13 protein-coding genes are annotated in these 13,681 nt (G+C 75.5%); 9 read left to right on the top strand and 4 right to left on the bottom strand.

Annotated elements, in window-relative coordinates:
• Nucleotides 1-137: 137 nt before the first annotated feature.
• Together IE271_RS11045 and IE271_RS11040 are read right to left on the bottom strand one after the other, a co-directional pair.
• Complete coding sequence (locus IE271_RS11045) at nucleotides 138-887, bottom strand: isocitrate lyase/PEP mutase family protein (RefSeq protein ID WP_190190066.1); 750 nt, start codon at nucleotides 885-887, stop codon at nucleotides 138-140.
• The gene (locus IE271_RS11040) at nucleotides 884-1,393 is read right to left on the bottom strand and encodes a carboxymuconolactone decarboxylase family protein (RefSeq protein ID WP_190190065.1); all 510 of its coding nucleotides are present in this window, start codon (nucleotides 1,391-1,393) and stop codon (nucleotides 884-886) included. The genes IE271_RS11045 and IE271_RS11040 overlap by 4 nt, the downstream gene beginning before the upstream one ends.
• Before the next feature lie 47 nt (nucleotides 1,394-1,440).
• Here IE271_RS11040 and pdxR point away from each other — a divergent pair, with 47 nt between their 5' ends.
• From pdxR to IE271_RS11005, 7 genes are all read left to right on the top strand, one after another.
• Entirely contained in the window at nucleotides 1,441-2,823 is a 1,383-nt protein-coding gene (pdxR, locus tag IE271_RS11035) for a MocR-like pyridoxine biosynthesis transcription factor PdxR (protein ID WP_190190064.1), read from the top strand.
• Nucleotides 2,824-2,940: 117 nt separating this feature from the next.
• Nucleotides 2,941-3,318, top strand: a complete 378-nt coding sequence (locus tag IE271_RS11030) for a hypothetical protein (protein WP_190190063.1) — start codon at nucleotides 2,941-2,943, stop codon at nucleotides 3,316-3,318.
• A 21-nt stretch (nucleotides 3,319-3,339) separates the two neighbouring features.
• Nucleotides 3,340-4,518 carry a glutathionylspermidine synthase family protein gene (locus tag IE271_RS11025; protein ID WP_190190062.1) on the top strand — a complete coding sequence of 393 codons (1,179 nt, stop codon included), beginning with the start codon at nucleotides 3,340-3,342 and terminating at the stop codon, nucleotides 4,516-4,518.
• Nucleotides 4,519-4,834: 316 nt separating this feature from the next.
• Nucleotides 4,835-6,289: a glycine hydroxymethyltransferase gene (locus IE271_RS11020; protein ID WP_190190061.1), complete on the top strand. Its 1,455-nt coding sequence runs from the start codon at nucleotides 4,835-4,837 to the stop codon at nucleotides 6,287-6,289.
• Between the two features lie 257 nt (nucleotides 6,290-6,546).
• Entirely contained in the window at nucleotides 6,547-7,560 is a 1,014-nt protein-coding gene (gene trpS / locus IE271_RS11015) for a tryptophan--tRNA ligase (RefSeq protein WP_190190060.1), read from the top strand.
• Nucleotides 7,561-7,693: 133 nt separating this feature from the next.
• Nucleotides 7,694-8,272, top strand: coding sequence for a 2'-5' RNA ligase family protein (locus tag IE271_RS11010; RefSeq protein ID WP_190190059.1), 579 nt, complete (start codon nucleotides 7,694-7,696; stop codon nucleotides 8,270-8,272).
• A 78-nt stretch (nucleotides 8,273-8,350) separates the two neighbouring features.
• Nucleotides 8,351-9,550, top strand: coding sequence for a hypothetical protein (locus IE271_RS11005; RefSeq protein ID WP_190190058.1), 1,200 nt, complete (start codon nucleotides 8,351-8,353; stop codon nucleotides 9,548-9,550).
• A gap of 182 nt (nucleotides 9,551-9,732) precedes the next feature.
• Here IE271_RS11005 and dprE2 read toward each other — a convergent pair whose 3' ends face one another.
• Together dprE2 and dprE1 are read right to left on the bottom strand one after the other, a co-directional pair.
• On the bottom strand, nucleotides 9,733-10,488 hold the full coding sequence (dprE2, locus tag IE271_RS11000) for a decaprenylphospho-beta-D-erythro-pentofuranosid-2-ulose 2-reductase (protein WP_190190057.1): 756 nt from the start codon (nucleotides 10,486-10,488) through the stop codon (nucleotides 9,733-9,735).
• A 73-nt stretch (nucleotides 10,489-10,561) separates the two neighbouring features.
• A complete protein-coding gene (gene dprE1, locus IE271_RS10995; RefSeq protein WP_190190056.1) occupies nucleotides 10,562-11,911 on the bottom strand; it encodes a decaprenylphosphoryl-beta-D-ribose oxidase in 1,350 nt (449 codons plus the stop codon).
• A gap of 133 nt (nucleotides 11,912-12,044) precedes the next feature.
• Between dprE1 and IE271_RS10990 the strand changes: the two genes are divergently transcribed.
• Together IE271_RS10990 and IE271_RS10985 are read left to right on the top strand one after the other, a co-directional pair.
• Nucleotides 12,045-12,572 (top strand): phosphatase PAP2 family protein, encoded by a 528-nt coding sequence (locus IE271_RS10990; protein ID WP_190190055.1) that lies wholly within the window; start codon nucleotides 12,045-12,047, stop codon nucleotides 12,570-12,572.
• Nucleotides 12,569-13,525 carry a decaprenyl-phosphate phosphoribosyltransferase gene (locus IE271_RS10985; RefSeq protein WP_190190054.1) on the top strand — a complete coding sequence of 319 codons (957 nt, stop codon included), beginning with the start codon at nucleotides 12,569-12,571 and terminating at the stop codon, nucleotides 13,523-13,525. The genes IE271_RS10990 and IE271_RS10985 overlap by 4 nt, the downstream gene beginning before the upstream one ends.
• Nucleotides 13,526-13,681: the final 156 nt, after the last annotated feature.

Here is a 13,681-nt window from a genome sequence, read left to right as displayed (position 1 = left end):
GGCCCGCCGCACGGACGGTGCGGCCAGGGTCCCGCGGGGCACCACGCCGGTCCGGCCCGCGTGCCGGACCCGCCGGTGCCGCCGCCGTCCGGCGCGGCGCGTCCTGGTCCGTCCGGCCGCCGGGGGACTCCTCCCGGTCACCCGGGGCGCCCCTCCCGGCCGGCGGGGGCGAACTCCGCCGCGATGTCCGCCAGCGCCGCCGTCGTCCGGCGCAGCAGGCCCGGGCCGAAGGTGATCCGGGTGGCGCCCAGGGCGCCCAGTTCGGCCACGGAGGCGCCGTCGGCGGGGGCGAAGGCGTTGAGCGGTCCCTGGATCCCCGCACGCAGCAGCGGCAGGTGCTCCGGCGGCGCGCCGATCGGGTAGACGCAGTCGGCGCCGGCCGCGACGTACAGGGCGGCCCGCTCCAGGGCGGGCCCGGGGCCGGCGACCCCACGCAGGTACGTGTCCACGCGGGCGTTCACGAACAGCGCGTCCCCGGCCGCCGCCCGCACCTCGGCCAGCCGGTCGGCGTGCCGGCGCGGGTCGGTGAGCGTGCCGTCCGGAGCGGAGTCCTCCAGGTTGCAGCCGACGGCGCCCGCCTCCAGGATCCGCTCGACCAGCTCCTTCGGGGGCAGCCCGTAGCCGCCCTCGACGTCGGCGGAGACGGGCACGTCCACGGCCCGCGCGATCCGGGCCACCGCCGCGAACATCTCGTCCGGCGGGGTGCGCCCGTCCGCGTACCCGAGCGCCGCGGCGACCCCGGCGCTCGGAGTGGCGAGCGCCGGGAACCCGGCGTCGGCGAGGACCCGCGCGCTCGCCGCGTCCCACGGGCCGGGCAGCACCAGCGGATCGCCGGGCGCCCGCCCGTGGTGCAGCGCGCGGAAGGCCGCGGCGCCGCGGACCGTCACTTGTACTGGCCGGGCGTGTAGTGCCCCGGCACCGCGCGGGTGGCCACGGAGAACCGGTTCCAGGCGTTGATCACCGTGATCGCGGCGATCAGCTGGGCCAGCTCGGCCTCCTCGAAGTGCTTCGCGGCCCGCTCGTACACGTCGTCCGGTACGAAGCCGTCCGTGAGGACCGTGACCGCCTCGGTCAGCTCGATCGCGGCGATCTCCTTCTCCGTGTAGAAGTGCCGCGACTCCTCCCACGCGCTGAGCTGGATGATCCGCTCGACGCGCTCGCCCGCGGCGAGGGCGTCCTTGGTGTGCATGTCGAGGCAGAACGCGCAGTGGTTGATCTGGGAGGCGCGGATCTTCACCAGCTCCAGGAGGACCGGGTCCAGGCCCTGCCGGGCCGCCGCGTCCAGCCTCACCATGGCCTTGTAGACGTCGGGTGCCAGCTTCGCCATCTCCAGGCGCGGGGTGTGCTCGGGGGCGTACGCGGTCGTGGCCGAGGTGTTCTCGTTCGTCGTCATGGCATCGACCCTACGGACGCGGCGGCCCACGGGTATGGTCCATTTCCATGGCAAAAGAGTGGGCCACTTTGGGCATCGACCTCTACGTCGAACCGACCGGCCCCGGTCTGCGCAGAGGTCTCACCGACGCGCTGCGGGAGGCGGTCCGCGGCGGCCGGCTCGCCCCCGGCACCCGGCTGCCGTCGTCGCGCGCGCTCGCCGCCGACCTCGGCATCGCGCGCAACACCGTGGCCGACGCCTACGCCGACCTCGTCGCCGAGGGCTGGCTCACCGCCCGGCAGGGCTCCGGCACCCGGGTCGCCGAGCGCGCCCCCGCGGCGCCCGCCGGACGGCCCGCGCCGCGGCCGCGCCCGGCCGCCGGACCGGCCTACGACCTGACCCCCGGCAGCCCCGACCTCGCGGCCTTCCCGCGCGCCGAGTGGCTCAGGGCGGCCCGCCGCGCCCTGACCGCCGCGCCCCACGACGCCCTCGGCTACGGCGACCCGCGCGGCCGCATCGAGCTGCGCACCGCCCTCGCCGGCTACCTGGCCCGCGCCCGCGGCGTGCGCGCGGACCCGGGGCGCATCGTCGTCTGCTCCGGTTTCTCGCACGGCCTCTCCCTGCTCGGGACGGTGCTGCGGCGGCGCGGCGTGCGCGCGGTGTCCGTGGAGTCCTACGGCCTCGACGTGCACTGGAACCTGCTGGCCGCGGCCGGCCTGCGCACCGACCCGCTGGCCTTCGACGGGCTCGGCACCCGCGTCGACGCGCTGAGCGGCGTACGGGCCCTGCTGGTGACGCCCGGGCACCAGTTCCCCATGGGCGTCCCGCTGCACCCCGACCGCCGGGCCGCCCTCGTCGACTGGGCGCGGCGCACCGGCGGCCTGGTCCTGGAGGACGACTACGACGGCGAGTTCCGCTACGACCGCCAGCCCGTCGGCGCCCTCCAGGGACTCGACCCCGAGCGGGTGGTGTACCTGGGCACGGCCAGCAAGTCCCTCGCGCCCGGACTGCGCCTGGGCTGGATGGTCCTGCCGGAGGCGCTGGTGGCGGAGGTGGCGGAGGCCAAGGGCGTCACGGGCGGGGTCCTCGACCAGCTGACGCTGGCGGAGTTCCTGGACTCGGGGGCGTACGACCGTCAGGTGCGCGCCGCCCGGCTGCGCTACCGCCGCCGGCGCGACCAGCTCGTGGCGGCACTCGCGGAGCGCGCGCCCTCGGTCCGCGCCACCGGTATCGCGGCGGGCCTGCACGCGGTGCTCGAACTGCCGCCCGGCACCGAGCCGTCGGTGGTCCGCGCGGCCGCCTGGCAGGGCCTCGCCGTCCACGGCCTGTCCCGCTTCCGCCACGAGCGGTCGGCGGCGCCGGTGCGCGACGCGCTCGTCGTCGGCTACGGCACCCCGCCCGACCACGCGTGGACGGGCACCCTGGACGCCCTGTGCCGGGCCCTGCCCTGAAATATCCCCGGGAGGAGCGGGCACATGTCAAGCGCCGGTGATCTAGTCTGAGCGGCGGCCGTGCGGCCACGGGGCACCCGTGCCGCGGCCACGCACCGTCAACGGGGAGGAAAAGACATGGCGGACGCACGACGGCAACTGCGCTCGGGCACGGTCGTGCTCGGCGGCATGGGACTGCTCGCGGCGGCGCTCACCGCGTGCTCGTCGGACCCCGACAAGCGCTGCGTGGACCGCGACAGCTACGACGCGGCCAAGGGCTACAAGGTCGTCTCCGACAAGAACTGCAAGAGCGGCGGCACGTCGAAGGCGAGGAAGAAGGTCCGGGTCACCTCCGACGACGCCTGGTACTACGGCGGCAAGGAGCGCAAGGGCTGGGTCGAGGGCGGCTCCTTCAGCAAGGGCTCCGGGGGCGGTTCCGGCTCCGGCGGCTCCGGGAGCAGCGGCGGCGTGGACCGCGGCGGCTTCGGCGGCGGCGACGGCAGCTCCGGCGGCTGAGCCGCGGGACACGGCGCGACCATGGAACGCCGCACGATCGAACCCCGTCCCGGCTGGCAGCGGACGGTCGAGGAGCAGGGGCTGATCTACCCGCTGACCCGCCACCCCGACGGCTCCCTGCGCCCCTACTGGGACGAGAGCGCGTACTACGTCTTCTCGCTGCCCGAGGTCGAGGCGCTGGAGGAGGTCGTCGAGGAGCTGCACCGCATGTGCCTGGCCGCGGCCGCGCACATCGTCGAGCACGACCGGTTCGCCGACCTCGGCATCACCGACCCGCGCCTGGCGGAGCTGGTGGCCGAGGCCTGGCACCGGCGCGCCGAGCTGCCGTCCGTGTACGGCCGCTTCGACCTGCGCCACGACGGCACGGGCCCGGCCAAGCTCCTGGAGTACAACGCCGACACGCCCACCTCGCTGGTCGAGGCGGCCAGCCCGCAGTGGTTCTGGATGGAGGAGCGCTTCCCGGGCGCCGACCAGTGGAACTCCCTGCACGAGCGCCTCGTCGACGCCTGGCGCAGGCAGGCGAAGCTGCTCCCGCCGGGCCCGCTGCACTTCGCGCACTCCGCCGCCGACGAGCTCGGCGAGGACCTGATGACGGTCGCGTACCTGAAGGAGACCGCGGAGCAGGCCGGGCTGGAGACCGAGTGGCTGGCGGTGGAGGAGATCGGCTGGGACCGGCTCTCCGGCCGGTTCGTCGACAAGCGGCTGCGCTTCATCCGCAGCTGCTTCAAGCTCTACCCGTGGGAGTGGCTGACCGCCGACCGCTTCGGGCCGCACGTCCTGGAGACGCTCGACAACGGCGGCGGCACCGGCTCCACCCTGTGGATCGAGCCCGCCTGGAAGATGCTGCTGTCGAACAAGGCGCTGCTGGCCGTGTTGTGGGAGCTGTACCCGGGCCACCCCAACCTGCTCCCCGCGTACCTCGACGGGCCCCGTGAGCTGACCGCCACCGGCTGGGTCGCCAAGCCCCTGCTCGGCCGCGAGGGCGCGGGCGTCACCGTCCACGAGGCGGGCGGCGAGCCCGCCGTGCGGGACGAGGCGTGCTGTTACCAGGAGCTGGCGCCGCTGCCGTCCTTCGACGGCAACCGCGTGGTGCTGGGCGCCTGGGTCGTCGGGGACGAGTCGGCGGGCCTCGGCATCCGCGAGTCCGCCGGGCTGGTCACGGACGAGTACGCCCGCTTCCTGCCGCACGTGATCCTCTAGCGGCCCGCCCCCGGGACCGGCCCCGGTCCCGGCGGCCCGCCCCATGAGGGCCGGTCCCGTCGTCGCCCGCATGGTGGACGCCGGGAACCGGCCCTCGGGCGTCCCCGGTAGGCTGGCGGGCGGGCCGTGACTGGCGCGCTGGGATGGGACCGACCATCGGGGAGCGGCCCGCACCGTGTCACCCCGGGAGCGGCCGGGGCCTGCCGGGGAGGACAGCCCGGCGAGGTCCGCAGCGGCCCCGGGCGGGAGCGCGGTGAGCGAGTGCCGTGCGCCTGGGCCGAACCGCGAACGCTGATCACCACGTCCGGAGGCCGACATGGCAGATTCCGCCGCCCCTCTCTCCACCGAGTCCACCGCCTTCCGCAGCGCCCTCGAGGTGATCCGGGGCGTCGAGCCCCGCGTCGCCGACGCCATCGCGCAGGAGGTCACCGACCAGCGCGAGATGCTCAAGCTGATCGCCTCCGAGAACTACGCCTCCCCGGCCACCCTCCTGGCCATGGGCAACTGGTTCAGCGACAAGTACGCCGAGGGCACCGTCGGCCGCCGCTTCTACGCCGGCTGCCGCAACGTGGACACCGTGGAGTCCCTCGCCGCCGAGCACGCCCGCGAGCTCTTCGGCGCCGAGCACGCCTACGCCCAGCCGCACTCCGGCATCGACGCCAACCTCGTCGCCTTCTGGGCCGTCCTCGCCCAGCGCGTCGAGGCCCCCGCCCTGGAGAAGGCCGGCGTGCGCAACGTCAACGACCTCTCCGAGGCCGACTGGGCCGAGCTGCGCCGCGCCTTCGGCAACCAGCGCATGCTCGGCATGTCCCTGGACGCCGGCGGCCACCTCACCCACGGCTTCCGCCCGAACATCTCCGGCAAGATGTTCGACCAGCGCTCCTACGGCACCGACCCCGCCACCGGCCTGCTGGACTACGACGCGCTGCGCACCGCCGCCCGCGAGTTCAAGCCGCTGATCATCGTCGCCGGCTACTCCGCCTACCCGCGCCTGGTGAACTTCCGGATCGTGCGGGAGATCGCCGACGAGGTCGGGGCGACCCTCATGGTCGACATGGCGCACTTCGCGGGCCTGGTCGCGGGCAAGGTCCTCACCGGCGACTTCGACCCGGTCGCGCACGCCCCGATCGTCACGACCACCACCCACAAGTCGCTGCGCGGCCCGCGCGGCGGCATGGTGCTGTGCGACGAGTCCCTGGCCGAGCAGGTCGACCGCGGCTGCCCGATGGTCCTCGGCGGCCCGCTGCCGCACGTCATGGCCGCCAAGGCGGTCGCGCTCGCCGAGGCCCGCCGCCCGGAGTTCCGCGACTACGCGCAGGCCGTCGTCGACAACTCGCGCGCGCTGGCCGAGGGCCTGTTGCGGCGCGGCGCCACGCTGGTCACCGGCGGCACCGACAACCACCTGAACCTGATCGACGTCGCCTCCTCCTACGGCCTCACCGGCCGCCAGGCCGAGACCGCCCTGCTGGACTCGGGCATCGTCACCAACCGCAACGCGATCCCGGCCGACCCCAACGGCGCCTGGTACACCTCCGGCATCCGCATCGGCACGCCCGCCCTGACCACCCGCGGCCTCGGCACGGCGGAGATGGACGAGATCGCCGGCCTGATCGACCGCGTGCTCACCGCCGCCGAGCCGGGCACCACCGCCAAGGGCGCCCCCTCCAAGGCCCAGCACGTCCTGGACGCCAAGATCGCCGACGAGGTCTCCCACCGCGCCGCCGACCTGCTGACCGGCTTCCCGCTCTACCCGGAGATCGACCTGACCTGACCCGGCCGCGGACGGCCCGGCCCGCGCCGGACCGCCGCGCGCCCGTACGGTGCCCACCGCGACCGCACGCACCCCGACCGCCCGGCGTCCGCGCCGGGCGGTCGGCCGTTCCCGCCGCGAGGCCGTGTGTTCCTCGTCTCACCGGCGGCGGCCACCGGGCGGCGCGGACCACTTGTTGCAGTACAGGGAACGGACCGGATCGTTTCTGTCTCCGGCCGGTACCGGACCCGCCCCCCGTACCTGAGAGAATGGTGAACATGGCCCAAGACCGACCCCGCGTGCTCTCCGGCATCCAGCCCACCGCCGGTTCGTTCCACCTCGGCAACTACCTCGGTGCCGTCCGCCAGTGGGTGGCCCTGCAGGAGACCCACGACGCGTTCTACATGGTCGTCGACCTGCACGCGATCACCGTTCCGCAGGACCCGGCCGAACTGCGGGCCAACACCCGGCTCGCCGCCGCCCAGCTGCTGGCCGCGGGACTCGACCCCGAGCGCTGCACGCTGTTCGTCCAGAGCCACGTGCCCGAGCACGCGCAGCTCGCCTGGGTGATGAACTGCCTCACCGGCTTCGGCGAGGCATCCCGCATGACCCAGTTCAAGGACAAGTCCGCCAAGCAGGGCGCCGACCGCGCCTCGGTGGGCCTGTTCACGTACCCGGTCCTGCAGGTCGCGGACATCCTGCTGTACCAGGCCAACCAGGTCCCGGTGGGCGAGGACCAGCGCCAGCACATCGAGCTGACCCGCGACCTCGCCGAGCGCTTCAACGGCCGCTTCGGGCAGACCTTCACGGTCCCGGAGGCGTACATCCTGCGCGAGACGGCGAAGATCTATGACCTGCAGGACCCGGCGGTCAAGATGAGCAAGTCGGCGTCCACGCCGAAGGGCCTGATCAACCTGCTCGACGAGCCGAGGACCACCGCCAAGAAGGTCAAGAGCGCCGTCACCGACACGGACACCGTGATCCGGTACGACACGGAGCAGAAGCCGGGCGTCAGCAACCTGCTGACGATCTACTCCACCCTGACCGGGACGGGTATCCCGGAACTGGAGCAGAAGTACGCCGGCAAGGGCTACGGTGCGCTGAAGACGGACCTCGCCGAGGTGATGGTCGACTTCGTCACCCCGTTCAAGGAGCGCACCCAGCAGTACCTGGACGACCCGGAGACGCTCGACTCCCTGCTCGCCAAGGGTGCGGAGAAGGCCCGGGCCGTCGCCGCGGAGACGCTTGCACAGACGTACGACAAGGTGGGCTTCCTGCCCGCGAAGCACTGACGCCGGGTTCCGGGCCCGGCGGCCGTACAGTCGTAGACGGGACAGCGAACCCGCGGCACCGTGGCACGGCGCGGACACCGGACCGGCCGCGGGTTCCGCACACCAGGAACACGACACGACGACAGGAGACGACGTGGGGACCGTAACGATCGGTGTGTCGATCGCGGTCCCGGAGCCACACGGCAGCCTGCTCCAGGAGCGGCGCGCGGGCTTCGGCGACGCCGCGGCGCACGCCATTCCCACCCACGTCACGCTGCTGCCGCCGACGGAGGTGGACGCCGCGGCGCTGCCCGCGATCGAGGCGCACCTCGCCGAGGTGGCCGCGGCCGGGCGCCCGTTCCCGATGAGACTGTCCGGGACGGGCACGTTCCGCCCGCTGTCGCCCGTGGTGTACGTGCAGGTCGTCGAGGGCGCCGAGGCGTGCACCTGGCTGCAGAAGCAGGTCAGGGACGCCTCCGGGCCGGTCGCCCGCGAGCTGCACTTCCCGTACCACCCGCACGTCACGGTGGCGCACGGCATCGCCGAGGAGGCGATGGACCGGGCGTACGAGGAGCTGGCCGGCTACGAGGCCGAGTGGCCGTGCACCGGCTTCGCGCTCTACGAGCAGGGGGCCGACGGCGTGTGGCGCAAGCTGCGCGAGTTCCCCTTCGGGAGCGCGGTCGTGCCCCCGCAGGCCGGCTCCGTGGAACGGGGTCCGCTGCCGGCCCGCTGACCCGCGGGCGCCGGGACGGCCGTCCCGGCACGGACCCCTGGCCGCCCGCCCGCCGGGCGACGAGCAGCAGGGGGGACCATGGGGACACAGGACGCCACGCGGCGCACCGCACGCATCCCGCGGCGGGCCCTGGCCGCGCTGGCCGTGCTCGCCGCGCTGGGCGCCGCCGGCTGCGGCGGGACGGACGGGCGCCCCGACTCCGAGACCGCGCCCCCGGACTCCGGGCCGGCCTGGGCCTACGACGAGGTCTACGAGGGCGACGGCCGGCTCACGGACGTGATCGCCGCCGCCCCCGGCGACTACTGGGCGGCGGGCAGCGCCCCCGGCGCCTCCGGCCCCTCGCCCGAGGACGGCTACCTGCTGCGCGGCGACGGCAGGCACTGGCGGCGGCAGGCCATGCCCGGGGCCCTGGGCGGCAGCGTCCACGAGGCCCGCTTCGACCCGCTCGGCACCGACGGGTTCCTGCTGACGGCGTCCCTGCCGGGCGGGGACGGGCCGCGGTCGGTCCGCCGGGACGGCACCCGCTGGACCGCGCTGCCCGGCCCCCCGGCCGGCCGGGTCGTGGACGTACGGGGCTTCGCCGCCGACGACATCCACGTCCTGGACGCGCGGTCCCGCGTCCACCACTGGGACGGCGCCCGCTGGAGCACCGCGCGGCTGCCCGTCCGCGCCTCCGCGCTCGGCGGTGTCGCACCGGACGACCTGTGGGCCGTGGGCAGCCGCGCCACCGGCGACGGCGGGGCCGCCGGGGCGAGCCGGCCCGCCGCCGCGCACTGGGACGGGCGGAAGTGGCGGGAGGTGCCGACGCCGGAGCACCGCTTCCCCGAACCGGTGCCCGCCGCGCCGAGGGCCTCGCTCCACGCGGTCATGGCCCTCGCCCGGAACGACATCCGGGCGTACGGCACCCGCGCCCCCGGCGGACCCGGCGGCGGGCTCGCCGAGGAGGCCGTCCGGCTGCGCTGGGACGGTACGCGCTGGAACCGGGAGCCGGACTGGGCGGGCGACTGCGCCGCCCGCGTCCCGGTGGCCCGCGACGGCACGCGGGGCCTCTTCCTGGACGGTGGCCGCTACCTCGCCGCGGACGGCACCTGCACGCGCATCGGGCGCCCCCGGCTGCCGGACGGGCACGGCGTCCGGCCCTCCTCGCGGCAGTCGCTGCGGCTGCGCGCGATCGAGCCGGTCCCCGGCACCGACGAGGTCATCGGCGTGGGGTACGTCAGGGCCGACCAGCCGGGTGGCCCCGCCGAGCGCGCGGTGATCGTGACACTGAAGCGCTGAGCACCGCTTCAGGCGCCGGAGGCGGCGGGCCGGGCGCCGGGTCCCGGAGCGGCGCGCCAGTCCCTGGATCCGGGGGTGTCGCGCCGGTTTCCGGGGTCGGAGGTGGCGGCCGGTCCCCGGGGTGGCAGCGGCGGGGTCGTCGTTGATGCCGGGCGGTGGCGGGCCGGGGCCCCGGGGCGGGCTCAGACCGGCAGCCGGCGGAACAGCGGGCGCGGTGCGTGCCGCAGCGCCGACATCACCACCCGCAGCGCCCCGGGGACCCACACCGTCTCCGCGCGCCGCCGCAGGCCCGCCTCGACGGCCGCGGCGACCGCCTCCGGGGTGGTGGCGAGCGGCGCCCGGGGCAGCCCCGCGGTCATCCGCGAGCGGACGAAGCCGGGGCGTACGACCATGACGTGCACGCCCGTGCCGTACAGCGCGTCGCCCAGGCCCTGCGCGAAGGCGTCGAGGCCCGCCTTGCTGGAGCCGTAGATGAAGTTGGCGCGGCGGGCGCGCTCGGCGGCCACCGAGGACAGGACCACCAGGGAGCCGTGCCCCTGCGCCTGGAGGGCCTGGGCGCAGAGCAGGCCGGCGGAGACGGCGCCGGTGTAGTTGGTCTGTGCCACGCGCACCGCCGCCGCGGGGTCCCGCTCGTCGTGCGCCTGGTCGCCCAGGACGCCGAAGGCGAGCAGCACCAGGTCGATGTCGCCCTCGGCGAAGACCTTGCCGAGCACCGTCTCGTGGCTCCCGGGGTCGAGCGCGTCGAAGGCGGCGGTCCGCACGTCGGCGCCGAGGGCGCGCAGCTCCTCGGCGGCCGACTCCAGAGCGGGGGAGGGGCGGCCCGCCAGCCAGACCGTCCGGGTGCGGCGGGCGATCAGCCGGCGCGCGGTGGCCAGCGCGATCTCGGAGGTGCCGCCGAGGACGAGCAGCGACTGCGGGGTACCGAAGGCGTCCTTCATGGAACCGACTTCCTGTAGGGGATGCGGAGGTGGGGGAGGCCCGGGCGCGGGGACCGGGGGAGCCGCGGGCGCGTCACAGGCCCAGGCGCCGGGACAGGTCCGAGGTGAACACCCCGTCCGGGTCCAGCTCGCCGCGCAGCCGCCGGAACTGCTCCAGCCGCGGGTACATCGCGCCCAGCAGTCCGGGCCGCAGCCGGGAGTCCTTCGCGAGGTAGACGCGGCCGTCCGCGGCGGCGACCTCCTCGTCCAGCTCGTCGAGGAAGAGGTCGAGGCCGGGCAGGCCGGCCGGGATGTCCAGGGCGAGGGTCCAGCCGGGCATCGGGAAGGACAGCCAGCCCGGGTCGCCCTCGCCGAAGCGCTTGAGGACGGCGAGGAACGAGGGGCAGCCCCGGCGCGCGATGCGGTGCACCACCCGCCGCAGGGTGTCCTCCTGCCCGTACCCGACGACGAACTGGTACTGCACGAAGCCGGACCGGCCGTAGACGCGGTTCCAGTGCGGTACGCCGTCCAGCGGGTGGAAGAAGGCGGTCAGCGACTGGAGCTGCCCGGTGCGCGCGCGGGGCGCCCTGCGGTACCAGGCCTCGTTGAACAGGCCCACGGTGGTGCGGCCCAGCAGGCCCTCCGGGACGAAGGACGGGGCGGCGGGCAGCCGACCGGGGCGGAACTCCAGCGGGTCGCGGCGCGCACGGTCCGGCAGGGCGTCCAGGGGCGCGTGGTCACCGCGGGTCAGCACCGAGCGCCCCGTCGACCCGCCGCGCGCGAGCAGGTCGATCCAGGCGACCGAGTAGCGGTAGCGGTGGTCGGTGGCCGTCAGACGGGCCATCAGGTCGTCGAGGTCCGTGGCGCGCTCGGTGTCCACCGACATCAGCGACGTCTCCACGGGCAGCAGCCGCAGCGTCGCCGTGAGGACGACGCCGGTCAGCCCCATGCCGCCGGCGGTGGCGTCGAACAGGGGCGTGCCGGGGCGCACGGTGCGGATCCCGCCGTCGGCGGTGAGGAGCTCCATGGACAGCACGTGCCGCGAGAAGGACCCCGAGACGTGGTGGTTCTTGCCGTGGATGTCCGCGCCGATCGCCCCGCCGACCGTCACGTAGCGGGTCCCGGGCGTCACGGGCACGAACCAGCCGAGCGGCAGCAGGACCTGCATCAGCCGGTGCAGCGAGATCCCGGCGTCGCACAGCACCGTCCCGCCGGCCGCGTCGATCAGGTGCACGCGGTCCAGGCCCGTCATGTCCAGGACGGCCCCGCCCGCGTTCTGCGCCGCGTCGCCGTACGCCCGCCCGAGCCCCCGCGGGATGCCCCCGCGGGCGCCGCAGGAGCGGACGGCGTCCGCCGCCTCCTGGTAGGTGCGGGGGCGGACCAGACGGGCGGTGGTGGGGGCCGTGCGTCCCCACCCGGTGACGGAAACCGTGTCGGCAGGCATACGGGCGACCGTAACGCCACTATTGAGAAGTTCAGCCCAGAAACCTCGTATCCCTCCCCGAAATGGGTGATTAATGGGATGTCGCTCAATAGTGACGGAGTTCCAGGGGTGTTGCGGTGAACAGTGGGTCCACATGGACGAACTCGACGACCTCGACGGCCTGGACCGCCGGCTCCTGTCGGCCCTCCGCGCCCGGGCCGCGGACGCCCGCGTCGCGGCCGCCGCCCGCGCCCTGTCCCGGGCCGGCGAGCACGGCACGCTGTGGCTCGCGCTCGGCCTGGCGGGCGCCGCCGCCGACCGCGAGCGGCGCGGCGCCTGGCTGCGCGCCACGGCCCTGACGGCGGGCGCGCACCTGGCCAGCATGGGGGTGAAGCGGCTCGTGCGCCGCCCGCGCCCCGGGCACGTCGAGCCGCTGGTCCGCACCGCCGGGCGGCACTCCTTCCCCAGCTCGCACGCCACGTCGGCGGTGGCGGCTGCCGTCGCGTACGGCGCGCTGCGCCCGCCCGTCGCCGCCGCGGTGCCGCCCCTGGCCGCCGCGATGTGCCTGTCGCGCCTGGTCGTCGGCGTCCACTACCCCTCGGACGTGGCGGCGGGCGCGGTCCTCGGCGCGCTCACGGCCCGGCTGGGCAGCCGCTGGACGAACGGGAGGTCCCGGCCGTGACCGACACCGCGCTCCTGGACCTGGGCAGGACCCGCGTCCGCGGACCGGGGCCGGGGCCCGTGCCGCCGGGCCGGGGCGGTCTGCTGTCCGGCCTCGTCCGCACCGCCCGTCCCCGGCAGTGGATCAAGAACGTCCTGGTGGTGGCGGCCCCCGCCGCCGCGGGCGAGCTGTTCTCGCGCCACGCCCTGCTCCGCACCGCCCTGGTCTTCGTGCTGTTCACGGCGTGCTCCGCCGCCGTCTACCTGATCAACGACGCCCGGGACGCCGACGCCGACCGCGCCCACCCCGTCAAGTGCCGGCGCCCGGTCGCCGCCGGGCAGGTGCCGGTGCCGGTCGCGTACGCCGTCGGCGGCGCCCTCGCCGTCCTCGCGCCCGCCGCCGCGGCCCTCCTCGGCTCACCGGTCACCGCGGCGCTGCTCACCGCCTACCTCGGCATGCAGCTGGCGTACTGCGTCAGCCTGAAGCACGTCCTCGTCGTCGACCTCGCCGTCGTGGCCACGGGCTTCCTGATGCGGGCGATGATCGGCGGGCTCGCGCTCGGCATCCCGCTGTCGCGCTGGTTCCTGATCACGGCCGGCTTCGGCGCGCTGTTCATGGTCGCCGCCAAGCGCTACTCCGAGGCCGTGCAGATGGCCGGCAAGGCGGGTGCCACCCGGGCGCTGCTCAGCGAGTACACCACCGGCTACCTGCGCTTCGTCTGGCAGCTCGCGGCCGGCGTCGCCGTCCTCGGCTACTGCCTGTGGGCCCTGGAGGGCGGTCCGCCCGAGTCCGGCCTGCTGCCCTGGCGGCAGCTGTCGGTGGTCGCGTTCATCCTGGCGGTCCTGCGCTACGCCGTCTTCGCCGACCGGGGCACGGCCGGCGAGCCCGAGGACGTGGTCCTGCACGACCGCGCGCTCGCCCTGATCGGGCTGGTGTGGCTGGCGATGTACGGGCTGGCGGTGGCCGGCTGGTGAGCGCCCCGCACCACCCGCGGACCCCGCGCCGCCGACGGGCCCGGCACCGCCGGTGGACCTCGCGCCGCCGGCGGATCCCGCGCCACCTGCGGACCTCGCGCCGTCGGTGGACCCCGAGCCACCCGCGGGCCTCGCGCCGCCGGTGGGTCCGGCGCC

The sequence above is a fragment of the Streptomyces minutiscleroticus genome (assembly GCF_014650875.1).
Taxonomy (GTDB): Bacteria; Actinomycetota; Actinomycetes; order Streptomycetales; family Streptomycetaceae; genus Streptomyces; species Streptomyces minutiscleroticus.
This window is presented reverse-complemented; position numbering and strand designations above follow the sequence as displayed.